19 protein-coding genes are annotated in these 25,537 nt (G+C 41.8%); 6 read left to right on the forward strand and 13 right to left on the reverse strand.

Translation table 11 applies throughout. From position 1 onward, the window contains the following. The first annotated feature begins 17 nt into the window (after positions 1-17). Together L4C38_RS03530 and luxQ are read left to right on the forward strand one after the other, a co-directional pair. Complete coding sequence (locus L4C38_RS03530) at positions 18-1,124, forward strand: autoinducer 2-binding periplasmic protein LuxP (protein ID WP_428796152.1); 1,107 nt, start codon at positions 18-20, stop codon at positions 1,122-1,124. Further along, positions 1,124-3,682 carry a quorum-sensing autoinducer 2 sensor kinase/phosphatase LuxQ gene (gene luxQ / locus L4C38_RS03535; RefSeq protein ID WP_428796153.1) on the forward strand — a complete coding sequence of 853 codons (2,559 nt, stop codon included), beginning with the start codon at positions 1,124-1,126 and terminating at the stop codon, positions 3,680-3,682. The genes L4C38_RS03530 and luxQ overlap by 1 nt, the downstream gene beginning before the upstream one ends. Here the strand turns inward: luxQ and L4C38_RS03540 are convergent. The 4 genes from L4C38_RS03540 to yccS all read right to left on the reverse strand — a co-directional run bounded on the left by L4C38_RS03540 (position 3,675) and on the right by yccS (position 8,509). Beyond that, complete coding sequence (locus L4C38_RS03540; protein WP_428796154.1) at positions 3,675-4,319, reverse strand: PilZ domain-containing protein; 645 nt, start codon at positions 4,317-4,319, stop codon at positions 3,675-3,677. The genes luxQ and L4C38_RS03540 overlap by 8 nt on opposite strands. A gap of 114 nt (positions 4,320-4,433) precedes the next feature. Then, entirely contained in the window at positions 4,434-5,924 is a 1,491-nt protein-coding gene (glpD, locus tag L4C38_RS03545) for a glycerol-3-phosphate dehydrogenase (RefSeq protein WP_428796155.1), read from the reverse strand. 85 nt (positions 5,925-6,009) lie between these two features. Next, positions 6,010-6,216: a hypothetical protein gene (locus L4C38_RS03550; RefSeq protein WP_428796156.1), complete on the reverse strand. Its 207-nt coding sequence runs from the start codon at positions 6,214-6,216 to the stop codon at positions 6,010-6,012. Between the two features lie 112 nt (positions 6,217-6,328). After that, positions 6,329-8,509, reverse strand: coding sequence for a YccS family putative transporter (gene yccS / locus L4C38_RS03555; RefSeq protein ID WP_428796157.1), 2,181 nt, complete (start codon positions 8,507-8,509; stop codon positions 6,329-6,331). Positions 8,510-8,707: 198 nt separating this feature from the next. Here yccS and helD point away from each other — a divergent pair, with 198 nt between their 5' ends. Further along, positions 8,708-10,774: a DNA helicase IV gene (gene helD / locus L4C38_RS03560; RefSeq protein WP_428796158.1), complete on the forward strand. Its 2,067-nt coding sequence runs from the start codon at positions 8,708-8,710 to the stop codon at positions 10,772-10,774. A gap of 54 nt (positions 10,775-10,828) precedes the next feature. Here helD and L4C38_RS03565 read toward each other — a convergent pair whose 3' ends face one another. Both L4C38_RS03565 and torT read right to left on the reverse strand, forming a co-directional pair. After that, positions 10,829-11,284: a methylglyoxal synthase gene (locus L4C38_RS03565; RefSeq protein WP_428796159.1), complete on the reverse strand. Its 456-nt coding sequence runs from the start codon at positions 11,282-11,284 to the stop codon at positions 10,829-10,831. A gap of 9 nt (positions 11,285-11,293) precedes the next feature. Beyond that, positions 11,294-12,298, reverse strand: coding sequence for a TMAO reductase system periplasmic protein TorT (torT, locus tag L4C38_RS03570; protein WP_428796160.1), 1,005 nt, complete (start codon positions 12,296-12,298; stop codon positions 11,294-11,296). A gap of 80 nt (positions 12,299-12,378) precedes the next feature. Between torT and torS the strand changes: the two genes are divergently transcribed. Then, positions 12,379-15,264, forward strand: coding sequence for a TMAO reductase system sensor histidine kinase/response regulator TorS (gene torS, locus L4C38_RS03575; RefSeq protein ID WP_428796161.1), 2,886 nt, complete (start codon positions 12,379-12,381; stop codon positions 15,262-15,264). Positions 15,265-15,268: 4 nt separating this feature from the next. Here the strand turns inward: torS and L4C38_RS03580 are convergent, their stop codons facing one another. Continuing rightward, positions 15,269-15,898, reverse strand: a complete 630-nt coding sequence (locus L4C38_RS03580; protein WP_428796162.1) for a lysoplasmalogenase — start codon at positions 15,896-15,898, stop codon at positions 15,269-15,271. Positions 15,899-16,240: 342 nt separating this feature from the next. Between L4C38_RS03580 and L4C38_RS03585 the strand changes: the two genes are divergently transcribed. Continuing rightward, on the forward strand, positions 16,241-16,618 hold the full coding sequence (locus tag L4C38_RS03585; RefSeq protein ID WP_428796163.1) for a VOC family protein: 378 nt from the start codon (positions 16,241-16,243) through the stop codon (positions 16,616-16,618). Between the two features lie 432 nt (positions 16,619-17,050). On the opposite strand, the gene L4C38_RS03590 is transcribed toward L4C38_RS03585, so the two are convergent. The 3 genes from L4C38_RS03590 to pfkB form a co-directional block, all read right to left on the reverse strand. Further along, positions 17,051-18,199: an iron-containing alcohol dehydrogenase gene (locus L4C38_RS03590; RefSeq protein ID WP_428796423.1), complete on the reverse strand. Its 1,149-nt coding sequence runs from the start codon at positions 18,197-18,199 to the stop codon at positions 17,051-17,053. 388 nt (positions 18,200-18,587) lie between these two features. Next, positions 18,588-19,802: a glucose-1-phosphate adenylyltransferase gene (gene glgC, locus L4C38_RS03595; RefSeq protein WP_428796164.1), complete on the reverse strand. Its 1,215-nt coding sequence runs from the start codon at positions 19,800-19,802 to the stop codon at positions 18,588-18,590. A gap of 344 nt (positions 19,803-20,146) precedes the next feature. After that, positions 20,147-21,097, reverse strand: coding sequence for a 1-phosphofructokinase (pfkB, locus tag L4C38_RS03600; RefSeq protein WP_428796165.1), 951 nt, complete (start codon positions 21,095-21,097; stop codon positions 20,147-20,149). Between the two features lie 167 nt (positions 21,098-21,264). Between pfkB and cra the strand changes: the two genes are divergently transcribed. Next, complete coding sequence (cra, locus tag L4C38_RS03605) at positions 21,265-22,245, forward strand: catabolite repressor/activator (RefSeq protein ID WP_428796166.1); 981 nt, start codon at positions 21,265-21,267, stop codon at positions 22,243-22,245. Positions 22,246-22,308: 63 nt separating this feature from the next. Here cra and L4C38_RS03610 read toward each other — a convergent pair whose 3' ends face one another. From L4C38_RS03610 to L4C38_RS03620, 3 genes are all read right to left on the reverse strand, one after another. Beyond that, on the reverse strand, positions 22,309-24,189 hold the full coding sequence (locus tag L4C38_RS03610; RefSeq protein ID WP_428796167.1) for a methyl-accepting chemotaxis protein: 1,881 nt from the start codon (positions 24,187-24,189) through the stop codon (positions 22,309-22,311). A gap of 450 nt (positions 24,190-24,639) precedes the next feature. Beyond that, complete coding sequence (locus tag L4C38_RS03615) at positions 24,640-24,882, reverse strand: hypothetical protein (protein ID WP_428796168.1); 243 nt, start codon at positions 24,880-24,882, stop codon at positions 24,640-24,642. A gap of 76 nt (positions 24,883-24,958) precedes the next feature. Next, on the reverse strand, positions 24,959-25,480 hold the full coding sequence (locus L4C38_RS03620; protein WP_428796424.1) for a hypothetical protein: 522 nt from the start codon (positions 25,478-25,480) through the stop codon (positions 24,959-24,961). Positions 25,481-25,537: the final 57 nt, after the last annotated feature.

A 25,537-nucleotide genomic window follows, 5' to 3' on the forward strand; every position in this document is an offset into this window, starting at 1 on the left:
AGAAATAGAGAATTAACATGTACAAATTGGCGGTGGCTTCGCTTTTCATTTTTTCATGTTCTGTTGCCAACGTAGCTGGCGCTCAAACAGCACAAATCCTCAATAGATATTGGCAGTATGATGAGTATCTCAACGCTAATCCCACTCAAAAACAGCTAACGGAAAAATTATCTGCGACGGTCAGAGAGAGACCCCTGCCTCTGACTATAGATCAAAATGATCCAATCACCATTTCCGTGGTCTATCCTGGTCAGCAGCTTTCAGATTATTGGGTTAGGAACATCAAAGCATTTGAAGCGAGAATGGACGAGCTTGGTATAAAATACACAATTAATCAGGTGTTTACGAGACCTAGCCTTGATGCTAAGCAGCAAAGCCTATCACTATTGGAAGCCGTGCAGAATAAATCGGATTATCTTATTTTTACCTTAGATACGACTCGCCACCGTAAGTTTATTGAGCATGTATTAAGTTCAACTGACACTAAGTTAATCTTGCAAAATATTACAACACCAGTTAGAGCATGGAGTGATCAGCAACCGTTTATGTATGTGGGTTTCGACCATATGCTGGGTACGCATGCACTCGAGTCTTACTATAAGAAAAATAGCGAGGCTGGCAGTAAATACTCGGTATTGTATTTTTCAGAAGGCTATGTAAGTGATGCAAGAGGCGACACGTTTATTGAAAGCATGTCACATCATGGCAGTTACAAATTGGCTTCTTCTTTTTATACCAAAGCCAATCAAGAGTCTGGATATAAATCGGCGTTAACGGCGATCTCAAAAGATCCTGATATTGATTTTATTTATGCTTGTTCTACGGATGTCGCTTTAGGTGCTGTTGACGCACTAAAGCAATTAAAACGAACGGACATAATGGTAAATGGCTGGGGTGGAGGCTCCGCTGAGTTAGAGGCAATAGATCGAGGCGAGCTTGATGTCACTATAATGAGAATGAATGATGATACAGGTGTCGCTATGGCTGAGGCGATTAAGTGGGATTTAGAAGGTAAGTCTGTTCCCACTGTTTACTCCGGTGATTTTGAATTAGTGACTTCAAATGACTCGAAAGAAAGCATCGAACGTTTTAAGCGACGTGCATTTAGGTATTCTGACCAATAATGAAGCTATGGAAAACCCGTGGTAAAAACTACCGTTTAGCCACAATACTGACCCATTCACTATTCTTAACCATTGGCGTATTTACAGTGTTGGTTTTACTTCAAAACTTTCAAGTAAATCGCCAAGTGGTGACGCAAGAAGTGGCACGCTCGAAACAACAGACTACCAGTTTGATCCAAGAGATTTTTAACTTCAGGTTGAAGTCGATTGAAATTCAACAAGACAGCTATAGCCGAAGTCAGTCATTAGTCTGTGAATTGCGTCAGGAAAATGGTGCCAATATAAGCCATTTTTTTGATGGTATTGATCAGATTGACCCTGAGATTTCACCTGACTTTCGATTCATGGCAAAAGACGACGCTATATTTTGGAAAGACGAAAACCACAAGTTTTATGGTATCGATGATTCGCAACTCAACCGTATCAGTAAGGATTTGGTGACAGGTAACCATTGGTATATTTCTCAAACTCCGTCGTCGATGGGGGTTCGATATCTCATGATTCGCCGAACTTCAATGATTGCAATGAATAACGGCGAAGTGGTTGGAGATTTCTATGTTGGGGTCGTTCTAAACAATAATTTCTCTCTAGTGAGGGCGCTAGTAAAGGGCAGCAATGTCGATGAACTGGCGTTAGCGGTAGGCAGTGAAATTATCGCGTCAAGCTTGAAAGGAAATGTTCGTCATATCGAGTGGTTTGAGCAGTACACTCCAGATTTGAATACCAATGAGTATATGATTTCCAAGGTCAACTTAACCATTGATGATGTGGATACCTTTCTTTCAGTTTATACCGTTCAAAACAATTCTCATATTGCGTTACTGATGCAGGGTCACTACGTCTGGGTAGGTATCGCTGTTGCGCTTATCGTAATTATTGCTTTGTATACACGTTTTTGGTTGGGGCAACGCGTTTCCAATGAACTCAAAAACTTGATGCTCTATACAGAGCAAAGTATTGAAGCAAAAAATGTAGAGTTATTTAAAGGATCTACAATTGCAGAATTCAATAAAATAGGTCAATCATTCCAGCGTTCCTTCAAGCGATTGCGTGAACAAGAGAAACAATTTGCCGATCTATTTAACTATTCGCTGTCACCGATAATTTTATGGGATACGAACGGTAATGTTCTGCGGATGAACCCCGCAGCAGAGCGTTCATTTCGCAACAATGAAAGCGATATAGACTTATATCCCGTTATGCAGGAAACACTGTTACCGCAAATTCGTATGAGTGCTCAGGGGGTGTCACTAACTGGGGTGAATATTGGCATTGGTGAGAAAACTTATCGCTGGAACTTTTCACCAATAGTGCTAGATAACATTACGCGCAATATTATGGCTCAAGGGCAAGATGTAACGAGTTTTATCGAAGCGGAGCGTCAAAGCCAAACCGCACGTGAAGAGGCTGAAGAATTGGCGCGGGTACGTGCCGACTTTCTCGCAAAAATGAGTCATGAGTTAAGAACTCCTTTGAACGGTATTATTGGTGTCTCTCAACTGTTGAGGGGAAGTATAAAGGATGCCCAAGACGTGGATCATGTCGATGTATTGATTAACAGCGGTGAGCATTTGTTAGCAGTACTAAATGATATCCTTGATTTTTCCAAGATAGAACAGGGTAAATTCCACATTCAACACTCGGAATTTCGCCTGAAAGAGTTGGTGACTGTCGTTGAAAAAATCTATCGTCCCTTATGTAAAGAGAAAGATGTACAGCTGATTGTAAGTAGTAATATAGAAGATGATCCTATTCTAGTAAGTGATCAGGTTAGGCTAAACCAAATATTGTTTAATTTAGTGAGTAACGCAATAAAGTTTACTCATCAAGGTTCTGTACAGATCGATATTCAACTGCTACCGAGACGAGTTAACTATGAACTAAAAATTACTGTCGAAGATACCGGTATCGGTATTGATAGAAAACGAATTCAGCATATTTTTGAACCATTTGTTCAAGCGGAACCACATACTACTCGAGAATATGGCGGTAGTGGTCTGGGTTTAGCGATAGTGTACAGTTTGGTGGAATTATTTAATGGTTCTATTGAAGTAGATAGTGAGATCGGTATAGGAACTCGATTTACAGTCACAGTGATGATCGATAGTGTTGTTAAATCGAATCTGTCATCGAGTAAAATGACAATGATAGAGCCGTCAACGATGTTCGAACGTACGCTCGAAGTGTTGTTAGTGGAGGATAACCAAACCAATGCGTTTATTGCACGGGCGTTTTGTGAGAAATATGGAATGAAAGTAACGTGGGTACAAGATGGTTATAATGCAATAGAGCATCTTAAGCACAATACGAAAATTGATTTGATATTGATGGATAACCAGCTTCCGAATCTAGGTGGTATTGAAACGACCAAAATTATTCGAGATGAATTACTGCTAACCACTCCGATTTATGCCTGCACAGCGGATGGAATGAACGATACAAAGCGTTCGTTTATAAACGCGGGGGCGAATTATGTGATAGTTAAACCAATTAAAGACATAGCACTAAACCAAGCTTTCCAACATTATCGTGAAAAATATTACCGCCAAACTATATAGGGGTCGCGAGAAAGGTTTTTTCGAGTAGTGCGTGCTTAAGCTCAGGCGTCATTTCAATGTTTTGATCGAATTTAATTCCAAAACGGTGTCCTTGTTTTTGTTTTTCGATACTCACAATTGAATGTACAACCGCTTCGGGAAGAAAGGGTGTGAGTTCGCTTTCAATGACGATGTCACTTTCCGCATCAAGGGCGTTTTCGCCTTTGATAAAAATAGCACAGCCATTAATTGAGAAATCTAGCATGACCGCTTCATAACTAACGGTATTTGCTTTAACTGTGATCGGAAGATCAAGAGGGTAGCGTTCATAAGAACGTATTGGCTTTGATGCAAAATGTTTTGGCATACGCAAAAACAATAAACCTGTGGGGCTGTTGACCGAGCCTAGAATTGAAGATTTAAAGGCAATGATATGCCCTAATTTGGATTGGGTAATACCTCGAACGACAACCTCTGCGTTATTGATCTGACGCATAACCAATGCTTCTTGAAGTTTCTTCGGGAATTCCACAATCAAGTACTGGTTTAGTTTACAGCCAATATAATCGGCGTTAAATGCATAGTTGTCTTGGGCACTGAACTCCAATTTAATGGAGAACTTGAGACCAGGAGTTAAAAATGGAATGAGCAATTCCATATTGTCGTTTGGCATAGTTATAAAAGTATTGTTTGATATTAAAACTACTATACTTCGAAATTCAGCAAGTTAAATCGTAAACTGAACTGAGATATTAAAACTGAGATCACAGTCCTAACTTAGCCAGCTAAAAATAGCTTGGCGCTCTTGCTCGGTGAGTTGATAGCACAACTTAGTTCTACGTCGTAATATGTCGTCACCAGTCATTGCCCACTCATTGTTTTTAAGGTAATCGAGTTCACTCAAATACAATTCACCAATTATAGGTTCAACCTGCTCTGACATATTTGCGAGTATTCGCCAGATCTCAACGCCATAAAGATTGACCATTCGATGAACCGATTGTAGTGACAGATACGGGTGTTCGCTGCGAACTTGGTTTACCAATGTCGCATGGTGGAACCCGCATGCTTCACTAAAGACACTATCTTTACTTTGGCTTGGTTGCAGATCTGGGAAAAAAGGGGCTAGTTTGTCGATAGCTTTTTCGGCAAGTTTTCGATAAGTGGTTAGCTTACCGCCATAGACTGTCACGAGAGGAACCTGTTGGCTCTCTGTCTGTAGAACTAATTCATAGTCACGGCTTTGTTTTTGTGCGGGAATATCGGGATCTCCAAATAAGGGTCTCACTCCGCTAAAACTATCAACAATATGGCTAGGTGTCAGTTGTGTGCGAAAGTGCTGATTGCAAACCTCCAGAAGGTAGTCGATTTCTTGCTCTGAAGCATGAACTTGATAGGGGTCACCATCAAAAGGGATATCAGTCGTACCAATCATTGAGTAATTATTAAGATAAGGTATGACGAACACCACACGCTTGTCGCCATTTTGCAAAATGTATGCTTCATCGCCATTGCACAATTGAGGAACAATGATATGCGAGCCTTTTATTAACGCCATGGGATATTGGCTCTGCTCTTCTGTTCGTTGGTTAACAAAACTTGCAGCCCAAGGTCCTGTAGCATTTACTATAGCTCGGCTATAACGAACCATTTTTTTCTGTAAGCGTTGATCAAATAGCTCAATTTTCCATAGTGAATGCTCTCGTTTTATCTGTAAAACCTCGCAATAATTACGCACCTCCGCACCAACCTGAAAAGCATTTTTAACATTGGCAATAACAAGGCGTGCATCATCTACCCAGCAGTCAGAATATTCATAGGCACTGGAAATATTGAGGTTGAGCCCGATATCTTCGGTAATGGTAATTGACTTGCTTGAAGGAAGAACACTGCGTCGAGATAAATGGTCGTAAAGAAATAGACCGATACAGATTAGCCAAGAAGGACGAAGTGCTGGCTGTTCGGGTAAGCGAAATCGCATGGGTTTAACAATATGAGCGGCTTTATGGAGTAAAATCTCCCGTTCAGCTAGCGCTTCTTTAACCAAGCGAAACTCTGCTTGCTCTAAGTATCGTAAGCCACCATGGATTAATTTTGAACTGGCTGAAGACGTCGCCATAGCAAAGTCTTTTGCTTCATAAAGACCAACGCTTAACCCGCGGTTTGCCGCCTCGCTAGCAATACCAGCGCCGTTAATGCCCCCGCCAACGATGACAACATCTAAAGGCGCTATATCAAGAGGGAAATCATGCGTATTGTCCATACTTTAATCCAGAACAAACTAGAGTTATCAATAGTATAGTCAAGCTTGAAAGTAGTAATAGACGAATCACCAGCAAAGGTGAAAACTAAAAGATACTCTGAAGAAATTCGCTCTCTTCATCACTAATTATCACGTCTGGTTTAGTGTCTAACTTGGCATCAATTGCACCTCTTAGCTCAGAAAGCTGGTGTTGGCTCAATTGATTCAATTGGGACTTCAGTAGATCTAGGCGAGTTATAGGGGGAATCGCCGCCAGATTGTGTCTGTAGTGTGATTCTATGTTGTGCTTCATAACAGCTCCCATCGTCAGTTGATTCAGGGTAAAAAATTATGAGAAATAAATGTCCGAATTGTGTCAGCGTAAAGCGAGAAGTCGGTGAAACCGACCTCTCGTGCTACATAAATTACTTGTTAGTGGTTTTTTTTGACTTAGTTGGTGTAACGCGAACGGCACACTTACTGGCTAATGAATGAAGTTCTGGCAGCATGCGGTAGACAAGATAGAGCTGCTGCAGAACTAAACGGGCAGAGGAGTCATCTTCTTCTCGCCATTCGGCAAGGCGTGCTTCCAATGCCGGTTCATCAATATCTGAAGTGTCAGACTCAGGCGAGCGGTCGTGTAATTGAGTATAAAGTACATCTAAATGTCGGTGGATGACACGATGTGACTTAAGCACTAATTGATGCGTGGTTTCATTTTCGATTCGTTGCCGGTGGGCACCCATAGCAGAAATGTAGCTGAGTAGTGCATGATTAAGCGTTAACAAGCGAAAGCTCTCATCAACAGCAGAGTGATACTTTCCAGGTTCGACCAGCATTGCACTGATGGCAGACGATAGATTGGCATCTTGGTTATGCGCATTTCGACGAGCGATTCGATAGGCTAGGCTATCATTCTTCCCAATTCGGTACTGCCCAATAATTTGAGCAAGATAGTCTTTGTTTGCTTTGACAGCCTCAGCCATTACTTTATGCAGTCGTTTGGATTGCCAGTCAGGGAAGATAAATGTGACAGCCGCAACTGCAAGAGCACATCCAACCAAGGTATCAGCTAAGCGTGGCAATACTACATCAAAGCCTTCGCCGAGCTGGTTAAAGCAAAACAGCACAAGCAAAGTAATAAAACCGGTGGCGTAACCGTAATTGTTAAGCCTAAAGGCAAAAAACGCGACACCAGACACGACAATAAATAACAGTTGGCTTTCTTGTGAAGGGAGCATAGCAAGTAACGGCGCTCCGATTAGGAGACCAGCGATCGTACCGACAACACGAGCTACTAGTTTTAGTTTAGTAGCACTATAGTTTGGTTGGCAAACGAAAAGGGTAGTCAGTAATATCCAATACCCGCGTTCGATATCGAACAACTGAATAATGCCATAACCGATCGTTAGTGCGACCGACATGCGGACAGCATGGCGAAATAGCATAGAATCACGATTTAGATTTGCTTTGATACGCTGCCACATTACTTTTGGGGTGTGGGCATCGGTATCGTCAAGCACACCTTCCTCAAGGCGATTGACATCAGGATTATTAATATTACTTAATTGTTTATCGACAGTGGCTAAGTTATTAAATAGGTAGTTCAGCTGTGCTAGCAATAGTCGCCATTGTGGATTGTTTTGTTGTTGTAGGTAGGTAATCGCAGACTGCAATTCATCCAGAGCCATGATCGAGTCGTCGTATTGAAAGGTGTTACCCAGTCTTATCGCGGTTGCAATTTCTCTACAAGCTTTACTCTGTATTTCAATGAGATGTTTAAAGCGAAACAGTACATCAGAACGCCCAAAATTTGAGGCTAGTTCTTGGTAGCGATAATGGCTTGAACTGACGCGCTCATGGATGTCTTGAGCGAGAAAGTAAATACTTAGGAATCGATCGCTTGCGCCGTCGATATGCCCGCGTTTCGAACGGCTCAGCAACGTGGACTTACACTGATTTAACGCTGAGACCGTAGCAGCATTAAGGTTTGCCTCACGAATGCGATAGGGCTGTGGATTTAAATAGCAGATCGGGTGAAATAACTCACTTTTCGCATCGAGATAGTCAGCCAATGATATAAATACATTCGACAAGCTTTGTTGTACGGGCTGCATTGGCCAAAACATATGCCAAATCATTGACATGAAAAAATACCACATCGCCCCCGTTAGCAGTAACAGCGGTTGAAACCAAATGTTGGTACTTTCGTGCGCGCCGAGCATGGTATAGATAGCGATCAGTAACGAGCCAAAAGCGATACTTGCGTAGCGTGGTCCGATTGATCCCAGCATAATGAAACAAAATGTAGAGAAAAAGAGTCCGACAGCAAACAGTGGAGGTTGTACGAAAAGAACTTCAATAGAAAGTGATGCAATCGCAAAACATATCAAAGTCAGCGTTACTGACTTTATCCTGCCAGTAAAGCTGTCATCACTTTCAGCCAATGCCGCTGCCATGACCCCAAGTATCAAAGGCATAATTAGGGAGTTGAGTTGGAAGTGCCATGTTGGTACAACCACGCCCAGTAGGGTTGTGAGTATTAATAGGCTGTAGTTAAAGGTTTTATTTGCCCAGTACAGGCGCAATTGACTTAAAAAATGCACAAGGTATTCAACATCCACTTTATAGGAATTTACATAATAACAAACATTCGTCTCTAAACCTCTGATACAGATAAATATATATTACTGATCGCTCGGTTTTTGTACCGTTGTATGATTAACCGTGAAATTTCAAAACATTTTTTAAATCAAAACGCTGATACGGTATGATTAGGGTAAAGGAATCTATAGGCATAATAAATGCAGCTAATAGCGAATAAGACTGCAAAGTTTTTTATTCAAAACGAATACCACAATGTCTCTCTTGATAGTGACTATCTCGTATTATGTTCAGACAATCGCGAAGAGAGAATTCCTTTCAATATTTGGAATGGGCGTGTTGAACTCAAACGTGGAATCTTTTGGGGGGCATTACAATTTTTTGCGCACCCTGAAGATGGAAAGCAGCAATCCTGGCTAGTACAGGGATTACCTTGGGAAAAATGTCGCCAGTTTGCACGCTATGCCATCAATCATTATCAACATTGGCACCATCAGCAATGCACTCAGCTACTTGAACATTTACCTCGGTGGGAGGACCGCGTTGCTTCTTTTGAGCGTGCGCAGCATTTTGTTCCACACTCTGAACTTGAAACCTGGCTGAAAAGTGCGATTAAAGATTTCACCGATATGTCGATGACGTTAGAAGAAGCGACACAAAGGTTACCTAAGCGAATGCAAAAAGTGGTGCCTTGGATTGAGGGTGCACAAGAAACCTTACAACAGCGTAATAAAGACTGGATTATCAATGAGCTTGATAATTGGGAAGTGTTGTTTTCTCAAATTGAATCGTCACCATTAAATCTTAGTCAAAAACAGGCGGTACTATTAAACGATAATAATAATCTTGTATTGGCAGGCGCAGGTTCGGGAAAAACAAGTGTATTAACCGCAAGGGTGGCATATTTGTTACAGAGCCATATGGCTCAAGCTGATCAAGTCTTAATGCTGGCGTTTGGGCGAGATGCTGCCGACGAAATGAAGCAAAGACTGCTCGCCAAGATAGGTTCGTCTACTGAAGAAATTCGGGTTAATACTTTTCACCAATTAGGTCTGTACATTTTACGCCAAGTGGAAGGCGATCAAGTCAAACTGTCACCCGTGGCGTTGGATGATAATCTTCGCCAAGCATGGTGCATGGATTGGTTGAAGCGCCATTGGATGACACCAACCAGTTTTAAGCGTTGGCAAAAACATTTAGCAAAATGGCCGATTGCCTATATTGCGGGTGATGATGAGCTAGGCAGTCATGTGGAAAATCCAAAGTTAATCTCTTGGTTAGAAACACAGGTGATGCAACTTGCCGCGATAGGGGCAAGCAAAAAAGAATTGCAAGAGCAAATGGTCGAGCATAAAGAGTATAGTCGCCTTAATAGCGAGCTCTCATTGGTTTGGCCGTGTTATCAAGCTTGGCAAGAAATGCTTAAAGAACAGGGCGAAATTGATTTTAACACCATGATAAGCCGTGCTCACCAATACGTACTTAAAGGTAAGTTTACAGCACCGTGGAAATTCATCATGATCGATGAATATCAGGATATATCCCCACAGAGGCTCGCGCTTATCGAAGCGCTTTGCACCAATAATCGTAATGAAGATTGTGTGTTGTTTGCTGTAGGTGATGATTGGCAGTCTATCTATCAGTTTGCTGGCTCGGATGTTGATTTAACGACAGGCTTTTCGCAGCGATTCCCACATTCTACTTTGCACTATCTCGATACCACGTATCGATTCAATAACCAGTTAGGTTCGGTGGCAAATCAGTTTGTTCAAAAAAATCCGAATCAATTGGAAAAAGAGCTTAAGAGCCACAAAGAGCATAAAGCCAAGGCTGTAGCCTTGATCCCAATGGGCAATGTTGAAAAAACACTTGATCAACTGGATCGTAAGAGTAAATCAGTGGCAAAGGTGTTGTTACTCGGTCGCAACCATTACCATAAACCAGAGTTACTTGAAGATTGGAAAAAGCAGTTTAAACAACTGAATATTGAATTTATCACCTGCCATGCAAGTAAAGGTCGTGAGGCAGACTACGTGATAATCCTCAATGTTGATGAAGGGCAATTTCCAACAAGGGTGAAAACGTTGCATTTGAATGGTGTATTAACTCATTCAAATGATGATTACCCTTACGCGGAAGAAAGGCGATTGTTTTATGTTGCGTTGACACGAGCCAAGAAAAAAGTTTGGGTGGCCTATAACGGCAGTGGTTCGAGCTTTGTTAAAGAATTGCTTAGTGATGACTACCCAGTTCAACAGATCGGATAGTAAAAAGCCGAAGGAACACCTTCGGCTTTTTTGTATTTCTTCATTAAGCGCAGCTTAGATTCTTTCTGAAAGATAGGCTTCGTAATCTGGAATTTCAATATCGACCTCTGATTCAATGAGATCAGATGAGAATAGGAACTTAGCCGTTGCACGGTTTGTTGCTACAGGAATATTCCAAACACCGGCAATACGAAGCAATGCTTTTACATCCGGGTCGTGCGGTACAGCATTAAGCGGATCCCAGAAGAAGATAAGCATATCGATATTACCTTCGGAAATGAGGGCTCCCAATTGTTGATCGCCACCCATTGGACCGCTAAACAGTGATTTGATAGCGAGCCCGGTTTCTTTGCTCAGCATGCTGCCAGTTGTTCCTGTTGCATAGAGAAAGTGTTTTTGTAGTTTTTCTTTGTTCTCTTTAACCCAGCGCAACAATTCAGGCTTGCAGTTATCATGTGCGACGAGTGCTACGTGTTTATGAGCGGGCATGGTGCGCGTTGTTTTTTGCATCAAATAATCCTAATTATGAACGTAAAACGTTGGGCGGTACTCTGATGGCGACAGAGACTCTGCAACCACTCTAGGGTTGAGTTTGTTTGGTGTCAAAGCTTCAATGACTGGCGCTTCAATTTTTTCATAAGGCGTCCCATTCAGGTAATGAATTGCTTGTCGAATAGAGAGTCGGCCTTGAAGGACCATTTTGTCCGTTGGCGCGAATTCAACTCGTTTACGTAACAAGCCACGATAAACGCCATGGCTAAGGTAGGTTGATACCAGACCAATTTCTCCTGTCTTACCAGCGCTACGAAGCTCACTTATTGCCGCTTCGATAGCGACAGCACTACCAACGATGTATTCAATCTGATGTGCTTCTATCGACTTTTGCACTAAGTTCCGTTGAAGTTCTTTATCATTATCTGCCCAATAAGTTTCAACAATATTTATATCACTGCCTCTTAACGCAGAAAGAAGCCCTTGAATGACTGGTTTTGTGCCACCGCTAGATCGTGGTCCTGGTAACAGGGCAATATTGGTGATACCCGAACCTTTGGGATGCTTACGTTTAAGGTATTCACCTGTGTAATAACCCATCCAATACCAATCAACGCCGACTTGTCCTTTAAGTATTTCAGAATTGGCAGCGTTTACATCTAATTGGTTGACTGTGGCAAATACGGGGATTGAGGCGGAGGCTTGCTGCAAATTTGAATAGAACATATCTGGTGCGACAGTACCGAGTATAATTGCGTCAGCATTCCATTTAGTACAAAGCTCCAATTGTTCTTTTTGCTTATCGTGATTTGGGTAACCACCCGCTTCCAAAACACGAAGCTCGATACCTTGCTGGCGGGTCTCATCAACCATGCCGTAATTGACTGAAAGCCAATAGGAGTCTTTGAGATGCGGATAGAGAGCACAGATACGCAGTGATTCTTTCGCGACCACAGCGTTGGCGAATAACAAACTAAACAAAAAGTATGGAATAAATTTTATGCGGATATTCAACAATAGAGGAAATGACATGACGCTTTTCGTTGGATTAAAAAGTATAAACACTGCAGAATATAGCGCATTCTGTAAGAGTTAAGAAGTGATCAATTTTAATGTTATTTGCTAAAGCCAGTATTGGGCGCAAGCTGCTGTTTGCTTTTCTTGCAATGGCGCTCTTGGTCGTAATGTCTTCCTTTATTGGTGTATTCGGTTTTTCATCGGTTGCAAAAACTGAGCGTAACGTTGTGAACTCGGCGATACCTTCGATGATTGAAGCGCGACAGGTGGCTGAGTTAAGTTCGCGAATCATCTCTTCTGTCCAAACACTCACAAACTCTAAAACAGAGCAACAAAGACAGCAATCGGGCAAAGACCTATTTGATCAATTAAGTGCATTGCTAACACACATTAAACAACTTGGCTCAGATTCGTTTGATTCACTACTACTGACCACTTTGGAATCTAATGTCCAAGAAATCATCGATACATTAGGTCAATTGGGTATTGTCGTAGAGAAGAAACTCTTCTTGGATAACGACATTGCAAATCGTACAGAAGAGATGCGTGATCTTGCCCATGAACTAGAGCAACTTACACGCACCCAAGTTTCCAACACTAGCACCATTGCTGTTGCAAATGTTACTCACATCTACGATCTGTTAGCTAAAAAGAAAACCGAGAAAGCCTACCAAGCCCTTGATGCATTGGTTGAAGTTGATTTAGATCTATCTGAACGCTTGCATGAACTGCACCTGCTTGCATTTCAGCTTCTCAATCAAATTGAAGAAATACGTACGATTAGCGATTCCGCTCGACTTAATGTTATTCGCAAGCAGTTTGACCATAACCTCGCTATTATGAAGCGCCGTGTTCAAGCGGTAGAAGACCCAACGCGTTCAGTGCAAATGTCTAATTTACTGACAAAATTAGAAAAGCGCGAAGTAGTCTTCGCCGTGGTGCTACAGCGCCACCAGAATGAAGAAGAATCACAGAAATTGATGCAGGATACGTTGGATCAATTTACCGCATTGAACGCTACGATTAATAAGCTGGTGGATGAGTCAAACCGTGCGACTACCAAGGCGGTAGAGAAGCTCAAAACCACGCTTAACTATGCCCAACTCACACTGACTATTATCACCGTTTTAGGCTTAATTATTGTAGCGCTAATTGTATGGAAGGTTGTTTATGTGTCGGTTTTAAAACGTTTGGCGGAATACTCATCGGCACTGTTATCCATCGCTCAGGGTCAGCTAAAAGTGGATATCACTGTTAAAGGTAACGATGAATTGGCACACATGGGCAGATCTATTATTACCGCGCGAAATACCGCTCACGCTTTGAAGGTAGTTGCTGAAAGCGAGATAGAAGCAAAGCGTCAGTTACAAGTTCACAAAGAAAGCTTGGAAGAGTTAGTCACGGAACGCACGGTGCAATTACAAGATACAAACAAACGTTTGAACAATGAGGTGCTTAATCACGCCAAAGCTCGTCAAGAAGCCGAGCAAGCTAGTCGTGCAAAATCGGCGTTTTTGGCAACGATGAGTCATGAAATCCGCACGCCAATGAATGGCGTACTTGGTACAGCACGCTTGTTGAAAGATGCGGGCTTGAGCGCCCAGCAGTCTTACTACGTTGATATTATTAACCGTAGTGGCAAAACCCTTTTGGCGATTCTAAACGATGTACTGGATTACTCGAAAATTGAAGCTGGTCATTTAGAAATTCGGCCAGTCAATTTTAATCTGCACTATATGGTTGATGACGTAAATCAACTTATGCAAGGTCGAGCTAAAGAGAAGCACCTAGAGTTGAGCTGTTTAATTGAAAGTGATATCAAACCGTTCTGGTTAGGTGATGCTACTCGTATCAATCAAGTGGTCACAAATTTAGTCGGTAATGCGATTAAATTTACTGAATCTGGTTATGTGGATATCTATGTCTCACTTGAAGACGAGCATCATGTTACTTTTGAAGTGTCAGATTCCGGAATTGGTATTTCAAACCAAGAGATGGAAACATTGTTTGATGCGTTTACTCAAGCTGAAGGTGGTTTAAGTAGTAAAGGTGGAACCGGACTTGGTTTGGCTATTAGTAAACGTATCGTCGAAGCCATGGGCGGTGCGTTAGGGGTAGAGTCTGAGGTGGGACATGGTAGCCGTTTTTGGTTTACGCTACCTCTTGAAGAGGGTGAAGAAGTCATTGAGAAAAAATTGGCAATAAGCAACTCAGTACAGGCTAAGGTATTGTTGGTAGAAGACAACCCGGTAAACTGTGTTGTCGCAGAAGGTTTTTTAACCAGTCTTGGTCATCAAGTCGTCATTGCCGAAACAGGGGCAAAAGCAAAACAAATATTCACACAACAACGTTTTGATATTGCGCTGTTGGACATAAATCTTCCCGATTGCGATGGCCGTGATCTATTAAACGAACTGCGCGTTATCCAAGGCTCGTTAGACCTCACTGAAAATGATAAAACGCCGTTTATCGCCGTGTCTGCTCATGTGTATAGTGAAGAGGTAGAAAGCTATCTAAACGCTGGTTTTGATGGTTATTTAGCAAAACCACTTGATAAGGATGCATTGTGTGCGTTGCTCCGAAATCGTCTGGAAGGCAAAACGCTATTGCTCGACCAAAAAGAACAAATATTACCAATGGTTAGAACAGACATGATCATTAACAACAAAGTGATAGACGATGATTTGCGGGTGCTTGGAAAAGAGAAGATGCAGCATATCTGCGACTTATTTGTGCATGGTTGTGAAGAAATGCTTTCACAGCTCAGAGCGGCAGGTGATATAGGTGATTCGAACGAGGTTAAACAATTAGTCCACAAACTCAAAGGATCGGCTGGCAGTTTGGGGCTTATGGCTCTTTACGATGAGTGTCAGCAAATCGAAGCGTCAATAGATCCTGTACAGGCTTATATTATTTCAAAAGCTGAACTAGAGAATAAGATTGAACAATCAATCGATGCGCTAACAACATTGTTGGCGTAGTTGGTTAGGGTGCCCAAATAGCAGAAAGCGCGAACAATGCTTGCGCTGTGTAGTAGGTAAACATCACGACATGGCGCGAGAATGCAGAGCTGGCGCGAAAGCGGTCAATTGCTAGCACGAGATCAGACATAATAAAGATACAGGCTCCGATCATTGCCATAGCGGAAAGAGGAGTAATGGTGTTGAGCCATGCAATCGTCGCGTTGCTTGCCATAAATAGTATGCTGACAAAATAAAGACCTACATGCCATTTGTCTTTGCCAATGCTTGGCAATAACAACAGATAGACAATCAGGCCAATACAGCCGAATACTATGGGTAACCATGATGGTTGGTAACTCTCAACTTTGAGTAGAAAAGCGTAGCCAAAAACAAATTGTGCGATTAAGAAGCTAAGTAGCCCATCTCTAAATCTGTCTTTTGGCAGCATCAAAAAAATGTCACCTATCACAGAGATAGATAATCCTAAGCAAATGTAGAAGCTATAACCTGTAAATTGAGTGGATGGATTGAGCCAAACCATGACAGCAAGTAATGCGGCGGGCAAAGGTTTTGATAGATAGAATAGCCAACGGGGTCCTCGGCTAATCGAATAGAGGTGAACTAAACACAAAGTAACAATCACTAGCCACATAATCTTTCTCGTTCACTCTATTTTTGAATTGTTACGTCAATGGGTATGACTAAGCTTCTAAATATTATCTGATTTTAAAAACAAGTGCTGATGTTTTTTGGTTTAACAGTGAAAAATATGGATAACAAAACTATCAATCTATTCGTCTCGAGAACGTATCCAGAGACTCCTATACAGGGCGAGTTTGTTAGGTTCGTAGACTTTGCTAGAGCACTAGATTTTCAATTCGATGTTTAGCCTGTAAACCTAACCGCTCTCGCTGAACTAAGCATCTGGGTATATAGCAATGTTCACTCGTTGCCACTATGTTTAAAGAGCACTCATTCGGAAAGGAGTTGATTCATGCATAACCCGATTGGTTGGTTTGAAATCTACGTAAATGATATCGATAGAGCGATAGAGTTTTATCAAAAAGTGTTCCAAGTTACCCTTGAGCCGATGAATGATCCGACAGGCGAAAATCTAATTATGTGGTCATTTGGTTCTGATATGCAAAGTTATGGCGCCACTGGGGCTTTGGTCAAAATGGAAGGGGCCGAGGCGGGGGGTAATAGTACCCTCGTTTATTTCTCGTGTCAGGATTGTAGCGTGGAAGCTAAGCGCGCTGAAATGGCTGGTGGTAGGGTGCAACAAGTTAAAATGGCGATTGGCGAATATGGTTATATCTCATTGGTCACCGATACAGAGGGCAACATGGTTGGGTTACATTCTGCGCAATAATGTTGAGAATACCCATTTTTGTTGGTCGTTTCGATAGGAACGTGTAGTGCATCCTTCAGCGATCATCGCTGTCTCCTTAATTGTACGGTACTTGCCAACCAGCCATAGCAGGGGCGAGATTTGTTTTGTATTGAAAACGACTGCCATGACAAGTAATACAGATCAGACTATAAAAGAGTCCCAAAGAATGACAAAACTCGATTGTTGATGGCGCTCGTCTTTCCATTTGTTGGGATGGTCAAGAAAATAGCGAGTGACTGCTAAATATTGACCATGACAACATTCGAGCACTAAGGGCAGTGGAAAATCAGCCAATTCCCCGGATTTTTGTCCACGTTGAGTTAAAGCTAAATGAATAAAAAAAGGATTCAGTCAAGAATCCTTTCTATAACCCATTATAGCAACAGGAGAAACCGCGAGAGCTTGGTACTATTACGCGATTGCTTCTTCCAAAATTGAACGGCTTTGTTCAATTGTAATTGCTTGGTTTTCACCTAACGCTATCATGCCGTGTTTTTGCAACTGCTCTAAGACACTCTTAATTGCCGCTGCTTTATCACCATCGTATTGTGTGAGTTTGGTTGCAACGCCAAGATTGTTGTACAGTGCTTCCATTGCATCGATAGTACGTTCGGCAAGATCGGTAGTCTGCTCTAAAGCAAATACCTCTCGACCTAATTTCTCAAGCTTACCGCGTTTATTTTCAATCTGGTTGTGTAGCAGGGAAGGTTGAATGATAGCTAGTGAGCGCGCGTGATCGACATGCCATAGGGCTGTAAGTTCGTGCCCAATCATGTGTGTCGCCCAATCATGAGGAACACCTGAACCAATAAGACCATTAAGCGCCTGATTCGCAGTCCACATCAAGTTTGCACGCCATTCGTCATTGTGTCGTTGGTCATATTGTTCGGCGAGTTGTTTTAAATTGCGTAGAAGTACCTCGGCATAGCCGTCTTGAACTATGTGACCATGGTTAAACGTTAAGTACTGTTCACACACATGCATCCACGCATCCACAAGACCATTCACGATTTGTCGTTCAGGCAGTGACTTCATTACATCAGGGTCCATGACTGCAAACGCAGGCTGAACAAATGGTGACAAGAATGGTAGTTTGTCTTGAGTTTCTGCTTTGGTTATAACCGCACCAGAGTTTGACTCAGAACCAGTAGCAGGTAAGGTCAAAACTGCCCCTAACGCTGTTGCAGAAGTTACCTGATGTAGACCTGTGAATATGTCCCAACCATCACCCTCGTAGTGTGAAGCTGCAGCGATGTACTTACATCCGTCGATGACAGACCCACCCCCAACCGCGAGTATGAAGTCAATATGGTCTGATTTAACAATTTCAACCGCTTTATCTAGAGTTTCTTTAGTTGGATTTGCTTCGACGCCAGAGAATTCTTGCCATTGGTGCTGTGCAAGGCTTGTGACCACTTGGTCATAAACACCGTTCTTTTTGATTGAACCACCACCGTAAACAACTAATACACGGCTATCTGTAGGTATCGCGTTGGCGATAGCTTCGATTTGACCTTGACCAAAGAAAATTTTAGTAGAGTTTTGATAAGTAAATTTCATCGACATTGTTGTTTCCTCTTCAAATGAGAGTTCGAACTATCATTGTTATGTGAATGCTAGCTACATAGCGCTAGTTGTGTGACAGCAAGTTTAAGCACATATAAACAGATGGGGATGAGCGGAAGGCAATACAAGTATTAAAAGTTGAAACGCAGGAAAAACTAATCTAGAGATATTTCACTGAATAAATAAAGATTTATAGATGAGTATGATTAAAAAACGGGAAAAGATAGCTTACAAATTTACCGTTTTTATTTGCCAGACTTTAGGTAATACTAAGCATCCCTATAGGAGATCTAGTCAATCTCTAAAAACACCCTCTATTAATGAGGGTGTTTTTTTGTCTCATGCCCTTAGGGCTCAGTTCCCAAATTAGTACACTGCGTTACTAAAATTGATAGCTCTCTGGCACAACCACAATGCCATTTGGTGAAATATGGAATCGTTTCGCATCGTCAACTGAATTGTAGCCAATTTCTGTATTAGCAGGGATTTTGACATGTTTGTCTATGATACAATTCTTTATCTGACAACCGTCGCCAATCTCAACATGATTGAAGATAATGCTGTCCATGACAGTCGCACCATCATTAATTAACACGGCAGGTGAGATGATAGAGTGCTGTACAGAACCGCCGGTATTTATGACACCGTCGGCAATAATTGAATCGATAAAAATACCTTCATTACCTGTAGTGGAAGAGATGGTTCGTGCTGGTGGATATTGAGGCTCGTAAGTTCTAATGCCCCAATCCTTTTGATATAGGTTCATTGGAGAGACTGGCTTAAGTAAATCCATATTCGCTTGATAGTAGGAATCTATGGTTCCTACGTCACGCCAATAGCAGTCTTTTGCCACTCGACCTAGTTCGCTACAGAACTTGTAAGCATAGACATCTTTGCTTTCGACCAGTTTTGGGATGATGTCTTTACCGAAATCGTGATTTGATTGAGTAGTTATGGCATCTTCCTCTAAGCACCCTCGAAGGATATCTGCATCAAAAACATAAATTCCCATCGATGCAAGACTGCGTCCGGGTTTGCCAAATATACTCGGTGGGTCAACTGGCTTTTCAATAAAGTGAATAATTTCACCACTCTCTTTAACATCAACCACACCAAACTGACTCGCTTCTTGTTGATCAACCTCCATACATGCAATGGTCAACTTCGATCCAGTTCTTTTATGTTCTTCCACCATAGCGGCGTAGTCCATGCGGTATATATGGTCACCCGACAAAACAACAACATATTTTGCATCACTGCGGTCTAGCAACCAAAGATTATGATAGATCGCGTCGGCAGTACCTTCGTACCATTTTCCACCGCCTCTCATTTGCGGCGGAACGACTGAGATAAACTCACCTAACTCCGGGTTAAATAGCGACCAACCATCTCGCAAATGTTTTTGCAGCGAATGAGATTTGTATTGAGTTAGAACTAAAATGCGTCTTAGCCCTGAATGGAGGCAATTGGTTAGGGTGAAATCGATAATTCGATATTTTGCCCCAAATGGTACAGCGGGCTTTGCTCGGTCATCGGTTAATGGACTTAGGCGAGAACCGACGCCTCCAGCGAGTATCACGGTGAGAGTGTCTTGCATAATTATTCCTTAATGCGCAAGCATAGCGAGACGTTGTATATAAGAAAGTCTAACAAGAAGCGAGCCAACTGAAAAAATTCCATTTTTTCAGTTGGTTATTGGTAGGTAAAAGGGAAATACAGTCTCATGAAGGTGCAAAAACCAAATGGATTGCACCGTGGTGGTGATTTATTAATTACGACATTTATCGGCGACCATTTTGTATAATAATGTTTTGCTGTAACGGGAGGTATTTTGGTGATTAGTAGTCGATGAGACTTAACTTATGCGCACAAAGCAGGAGTGTGAATAGAAAAAGCGCCTCTATAAAGACGCTTAGTTACGTTTATAACATAGAGTTTTTGTTATTCATGTTGAGATGAAATTGGATTGATTTCTATTTGTTGCTGTAGAGTTTCTAGCATTGTTGGATCGCTTAGACCAACACCTATTTGGCTAATAGCCAACGCTGAAAGAGCGGTGGCAAAGCTAAGTAGTGTGGTTTTGTCCATTTTTTGCATATGTCCCCAACACATACCCGCAACTAACGTATCACCAGCACCAACGGTACTAACCACTTCCATTTGTGGTGGTTTTGAGCTGAACCACTGACCTTCGCTTAACCAAAGAACACCATTAGCTCCCATCGAAACAACAATATTTTGAATACCGGATTGACTGAGTTTCTCTGTTTCTCTAATAACATCTCGCGTGGTGTTTATCGGTGTATTGACGAGTTCGGATAATTCTTCATCGTTTGGTTTTATGAGCCAGGGTGTCGCATTTATCCCTACTTTAAGCGCAGCGCGGCTTGAGTCAAAAATGACTTTTTTGCCTCGGCTCTGTAGTAGTGCGATCCATTTGTGGCATAACTCAGGGGTGATGCCTTGTGGTAGGCTGCCTGCGAGCACAAAATAATCGTGATCATCACACAGTTCATCGAGTGTGGCTTCAAATGCATCGATTGCAGTTTTATCCACGTCAACACCAGGGAAATTGATGTCGCTTACAGCTCCATTTCTCTCGACCAGTTTTACGTTAATGCGAGTTGAACCGTTGACACGGATAAAGCGGTCATCAGCATCAATTTGTTCAAATAGTTGGGCAAATAGCTCTTGATTATCCTCACCAAGAAAGCCAGTTACGGTGACTTTTGCGCCGAGATCTGACAACACTTTTGCCACATTCACCCCTTTACCTGCCGGATGAAAGTTACTGTTGTTTATAAGACTAACACCGCCTTGATTTAACGTATTTAGTGAGCCAGTCAAATCTAAAGCAGGATTAAGGGTTATCGTGACGACTTTATTATTCATATAAGAACCTAAATCGGATTCAATCGCTGATGGTTCACTTTAACTACAAATTGAAGCTTGCTGAATCCATTCAGCTTTAATGCTGTAACGATTCAGCTTATAATGCAAACAAGTTAGCGATCATCGTTTTTAAACTTTGATCTAATCCACAAAAAATCGGATCAAGCATGACATTAGATCAAATTGCCAAGTTGGCAGGAGTTTCTAAAACTACCGCGAGTTATGTGATTAACGGCAAAGCCCAGCAGTATCGCATCAGCAAAAAAACACAACAAAAGGTGATGGCTGTCGTTGAGCAACATGATTATCGTCCCGATCTAGCGGCAAGCTCGTTGAGAGTTGGAAGTAGTCGCTCGTTTGGTTTAATCATTCCCGATTTAGAAAACACCAGCTACGCGCGCCTTGCCAAACTGTTAGAACAAAACTCGCGTAAAGCGGGTTACCAAATTTTAATTGCGTGCTCAGATGACGATTCCGATACAGAGCGAGCAGTGGTACAAGCTCTCATGAGCCGTAAAATAGATGTTCTTTTCGTTGCGAGTTGCCTCCCTGATGCCAATGATTTCTATTTATCATTACAGAAAAGAGGGACGCCAGTAGTGGCACTCGACCGACCCCTAGATGATGAGTATTTTTGTTGTGTACTCAGTGAAGATTTAGGCGGTGCTTATGAACTGGCGCGCTCTATATTAACTGAACAAGTAAAAACGATTGGCGTTATTGGAGCGTTACCTGAATTGGCGGTATCAAGTGTACGGGAGCAGGGTTTTCGTCGTGTCGCTAAAGAGTCTGATTTGGAGTTTAAAGTTGGTTATGGAAATCAGTTTAATAGGGAAGAGGGCAAAGCCGTCTTTGCTAAATGGATTGCGGAAGGCAACGTACCAGAAGCTGTTATAACTACATCATATACATTGCTCGAAGGTGTATTGGACGAGCTCATTCTTAATCCTCAAATCGCATCAAAACTTAAACTTGCGACATTTGGTGACAACCGATTATTAGATTTTTTACCGTTCAAAGTTAACTCATTACCACAACAATTTGAGATTATTGCGGATAGTGCTCTCATATTGGCGCTTAGTGCTGTGGGCAAAAAGTACCAGGCTGGCGTTAAATTAGTGCCAAGGAAAATAGTCGTACGTAATTAACGATATAAGCTGAATAAAATAAAAAAAGCCCTGCATTACAGGGCTTTAAACAGAAATTTAACTCTAGTGTTTAAATAGATGCACTTGCTCATTTAAGCGTATAGAAATCTGTCGTAGCTCTTCAGAAAGCGCACGCGAACTTTGTGCCTCTTGCGTTAAGTGAGTTGAAATATCACTTGCTAGCTGAATGTTTTTGCTTACTTCTTCGGTTACAGTTCTTTGCTCAGAAGCGGCATTTGAGATATGGGAAGACATCTCAGAAATTTCTTGAATAGAAATGGTGATTTTCTCTAGCGCTTCGGTCGCATCATTTGCGTCTTCAACACTTGATGAGGCGAGGTCACGACTTCGAGTCATAGACTCTACCGCTTCTACACTGTTTTTCTGTAGGCTTTCGATCATTTCACGAATTTCTACGGTAGAGCTGTGCGTACGTTGCGAAAGGACACGAACCTCGTCAGCGACCACGGCAAAACCACGCCCTTGATCACCAGCTCGAGCAGCCTCAATCGCGGCGTTCAGCGCTAGAAGGTTGGTTTGTTCTGCAATATCACTGATGGTTGATGTGATGGTATTGATGTTTTGTGCATTTCGCTCCAGTTCACCAATTACTCGTGCAGCATTATCCAGTTGAGAGGCTAGGTTCGTGATGGAATCTTGGTTACGTTTTATTACACGCTTACCTTGATCACAGTGGTCTGTTGAACCAAATGCTGAATCAGCGGTTTGCTTCGCATTGCCTGCAACTTCTTCTGCCGCAGCAGACATTTCGTGCACTGCCGTTGCTATTTGAGATACTTCGTTTAGCTGACTTGCTAATGATTCACTTAATTCAATCGCTAACTTGGTGCTCACTTCAGATTGACTGTCTAAATCTTTAGATGAACTAGAAATGTCATGGACAACTTCCTGAAGCTTAGCGATAAAGGCATTAACCTGACTTGCTAAAATGCCAATCTCGTCTTGAGTCTTCACTTCAATACGCTTGGTCAAGTCACCGTTGCCTTCAGCTAGATCTCGCATGGATTCACTAAGGTTGTTTAAAGGTGCTAATGCCCGTTTAACAATGACCCAAGCGATGACAGCAATCATTAGAACCTGAATCAAGCCCATCAGGATTGATTGCCCTAATAATTCTTTTTGAGAACTAAAGGCATGCTCTTTGTCGATGACAATGGTGTAGTACCAATCTGTATTTGGAACACGTTTAGATGTGATTAATACATCTGCACCAGAGATGAACGTTTCAACTAACTCTTGGCTTTGAGCAAGTTTAGTAATTTGCGCAGCACTTAAGTCAGGAGAAATCTTATCAATGGTTTTTAACGAGAGTTTTGGATCTTTATGAGCAACAATATTGCCTTTGCTATTGGTCAAAAATGCTTCAACACCTTCAACCTTAAGATCAATAACATCGCTTACTAAGTTATCAATTTCAACATCAGCCCCTAGAACACCTGAAATACTTCCTTCAGTAAAAGGTAGCGCGATGGTCATGTTTAAACCATTGTTCTGAACGTCGTGGTAAGGTTCAGTGATGTTGACACCACCAGCTTTAATCGTGTCTATATACCAATCACGTTGGCGAGGGTCATAATCTTCTGGTGTTCCGAGATCGATACCAAGAATAAATTGACCATCATCTAGACCAGCATAAGCAACACGGAAGTCACCGGCTTTAGAGGCAGTTGCAAGGTACGGTTGCGCTTCAGAAGGGTCGATAAAAGCGTCGGAAGCTGAGCGAACCACGTTAATTTTAGCTTTGATCCATTGATCCATACTTGTCACACTGCCGTTTAGTAGTGTGGTTGCATATTGATTTATAGAGCGAGTTGTTTCGTCAAAGATCTGCTTGCTCGTAATATAAGTTTGAGCGGTAGTCATTAGCAAGATAGCAAAAACGAAAGCAAGGGTAAGTTTATTCTTTATTGATAGCGCAGACATATGTATTTTCCAATGCTCGAAAGGTAACGAAATGAGAATACCAGACACAATGTGAACAAATGTAATAGTGCTATTAGAAACTTGATCTCAATCTCAATATTAATTTACAAATCTAATTTTAATGGTGTAAAGCGTCGCAAGTTTACATGTTTACACTCAAAATCAAGCATTTATAAACTTAAGTAGCCATGGATTTATGTAGCGTTCCTGTAATTAATGTCGCTTGGAGTAGTTAAATGTAATTACATTAACTCTAAATATTTAACTAGTCCAAATATTAAAAAGCCCTGCGTTGCAGAGCTATTTAATATTTTTATCTGTTAGTGTTTAAATAAATACACTTGCTGATTTAGCTGCTTGGCAATATACCTTAAGTCTCCAGATAGTGAACGAGAGTTTCGTGATTCTTCTAAAAAGAGAGATGATATATCGTTGGTTTGTTGAGTTTTCTTACTTACCTACTTCTTCAGTGACGGAGCGTTGCTCTGAGGCGGCATTTGATATTTGTGAGACCATATTAGACATTTCCTGAATAGAGAGGGAAATGTTCTTCAATGCAGCGGTCGCATTATTGGCATCATCAACACTTGAACCAGCAAGGTCCCGACTTTGATTCATCGAATTAACGGCAGCAACAACTAAAATCGCAAGAATAAAGGCAAGAGCAAGTAACTTATAATGAATATCACTCACGTTAAGGCACGCCATTATTGTTGTAGAAAAAATTGAAAGTCTTTAACAAAATAATAGCGTGGAACCTAGATTTTTATTAGTACTGGAAGCGCACCGACATGGTGATTTGTGGACCGTAAAGCCCATAATTGCGGGTTTCAGCGGAAAGAGAAAGTTGTGAGGTTGAATGGAATCGTACACCTGCATGGAAAACTGAACTCTCATCAAGTTTACCTACTCGGGTGGTCGCTTCAAGTTGATCTGTTAGCCACATACGTAAACCGATATTGAATTCAGGTACTGTTTCTCTCTCCAAATTGTGAGAGTCAGGGTAGCTAATGTTATGGATCAACGCTTGTCCAAAGACATCTGCAAATTGGTTGATTGGTCCATTAAAACCGAAACCAGCGGCTAAATCTGCATCACCATCAAACTGACTATCTGCACGCGCAACAAAGTGTACGTTTTCCAGCATCATCATACCAAATTCTACCCCAGAGAACCGTGGGTCGATTGCTGTGCGGAATTCGAGATAGTTGTAGCTAAAATTATTAGCTAGGGCAGTTGGTGCAACCATTGAACCGGCGAGAGCGGCGAAAAGGATATGTTTCTTCAAAATATTTCTCCAACGATCAGCAACAAACACAGAAAAGGTCTGCATATGCAGACCCATGTT

Source organism: Vibrio kasasachensis, assembly GCF_050337565.1.
Lineage (GTDB): Bacteria > Pseudomonadota > Gammaproteobacteria > Enterobacterales > Vibrionaceae > Vibrio > Vibrio kasasachensis.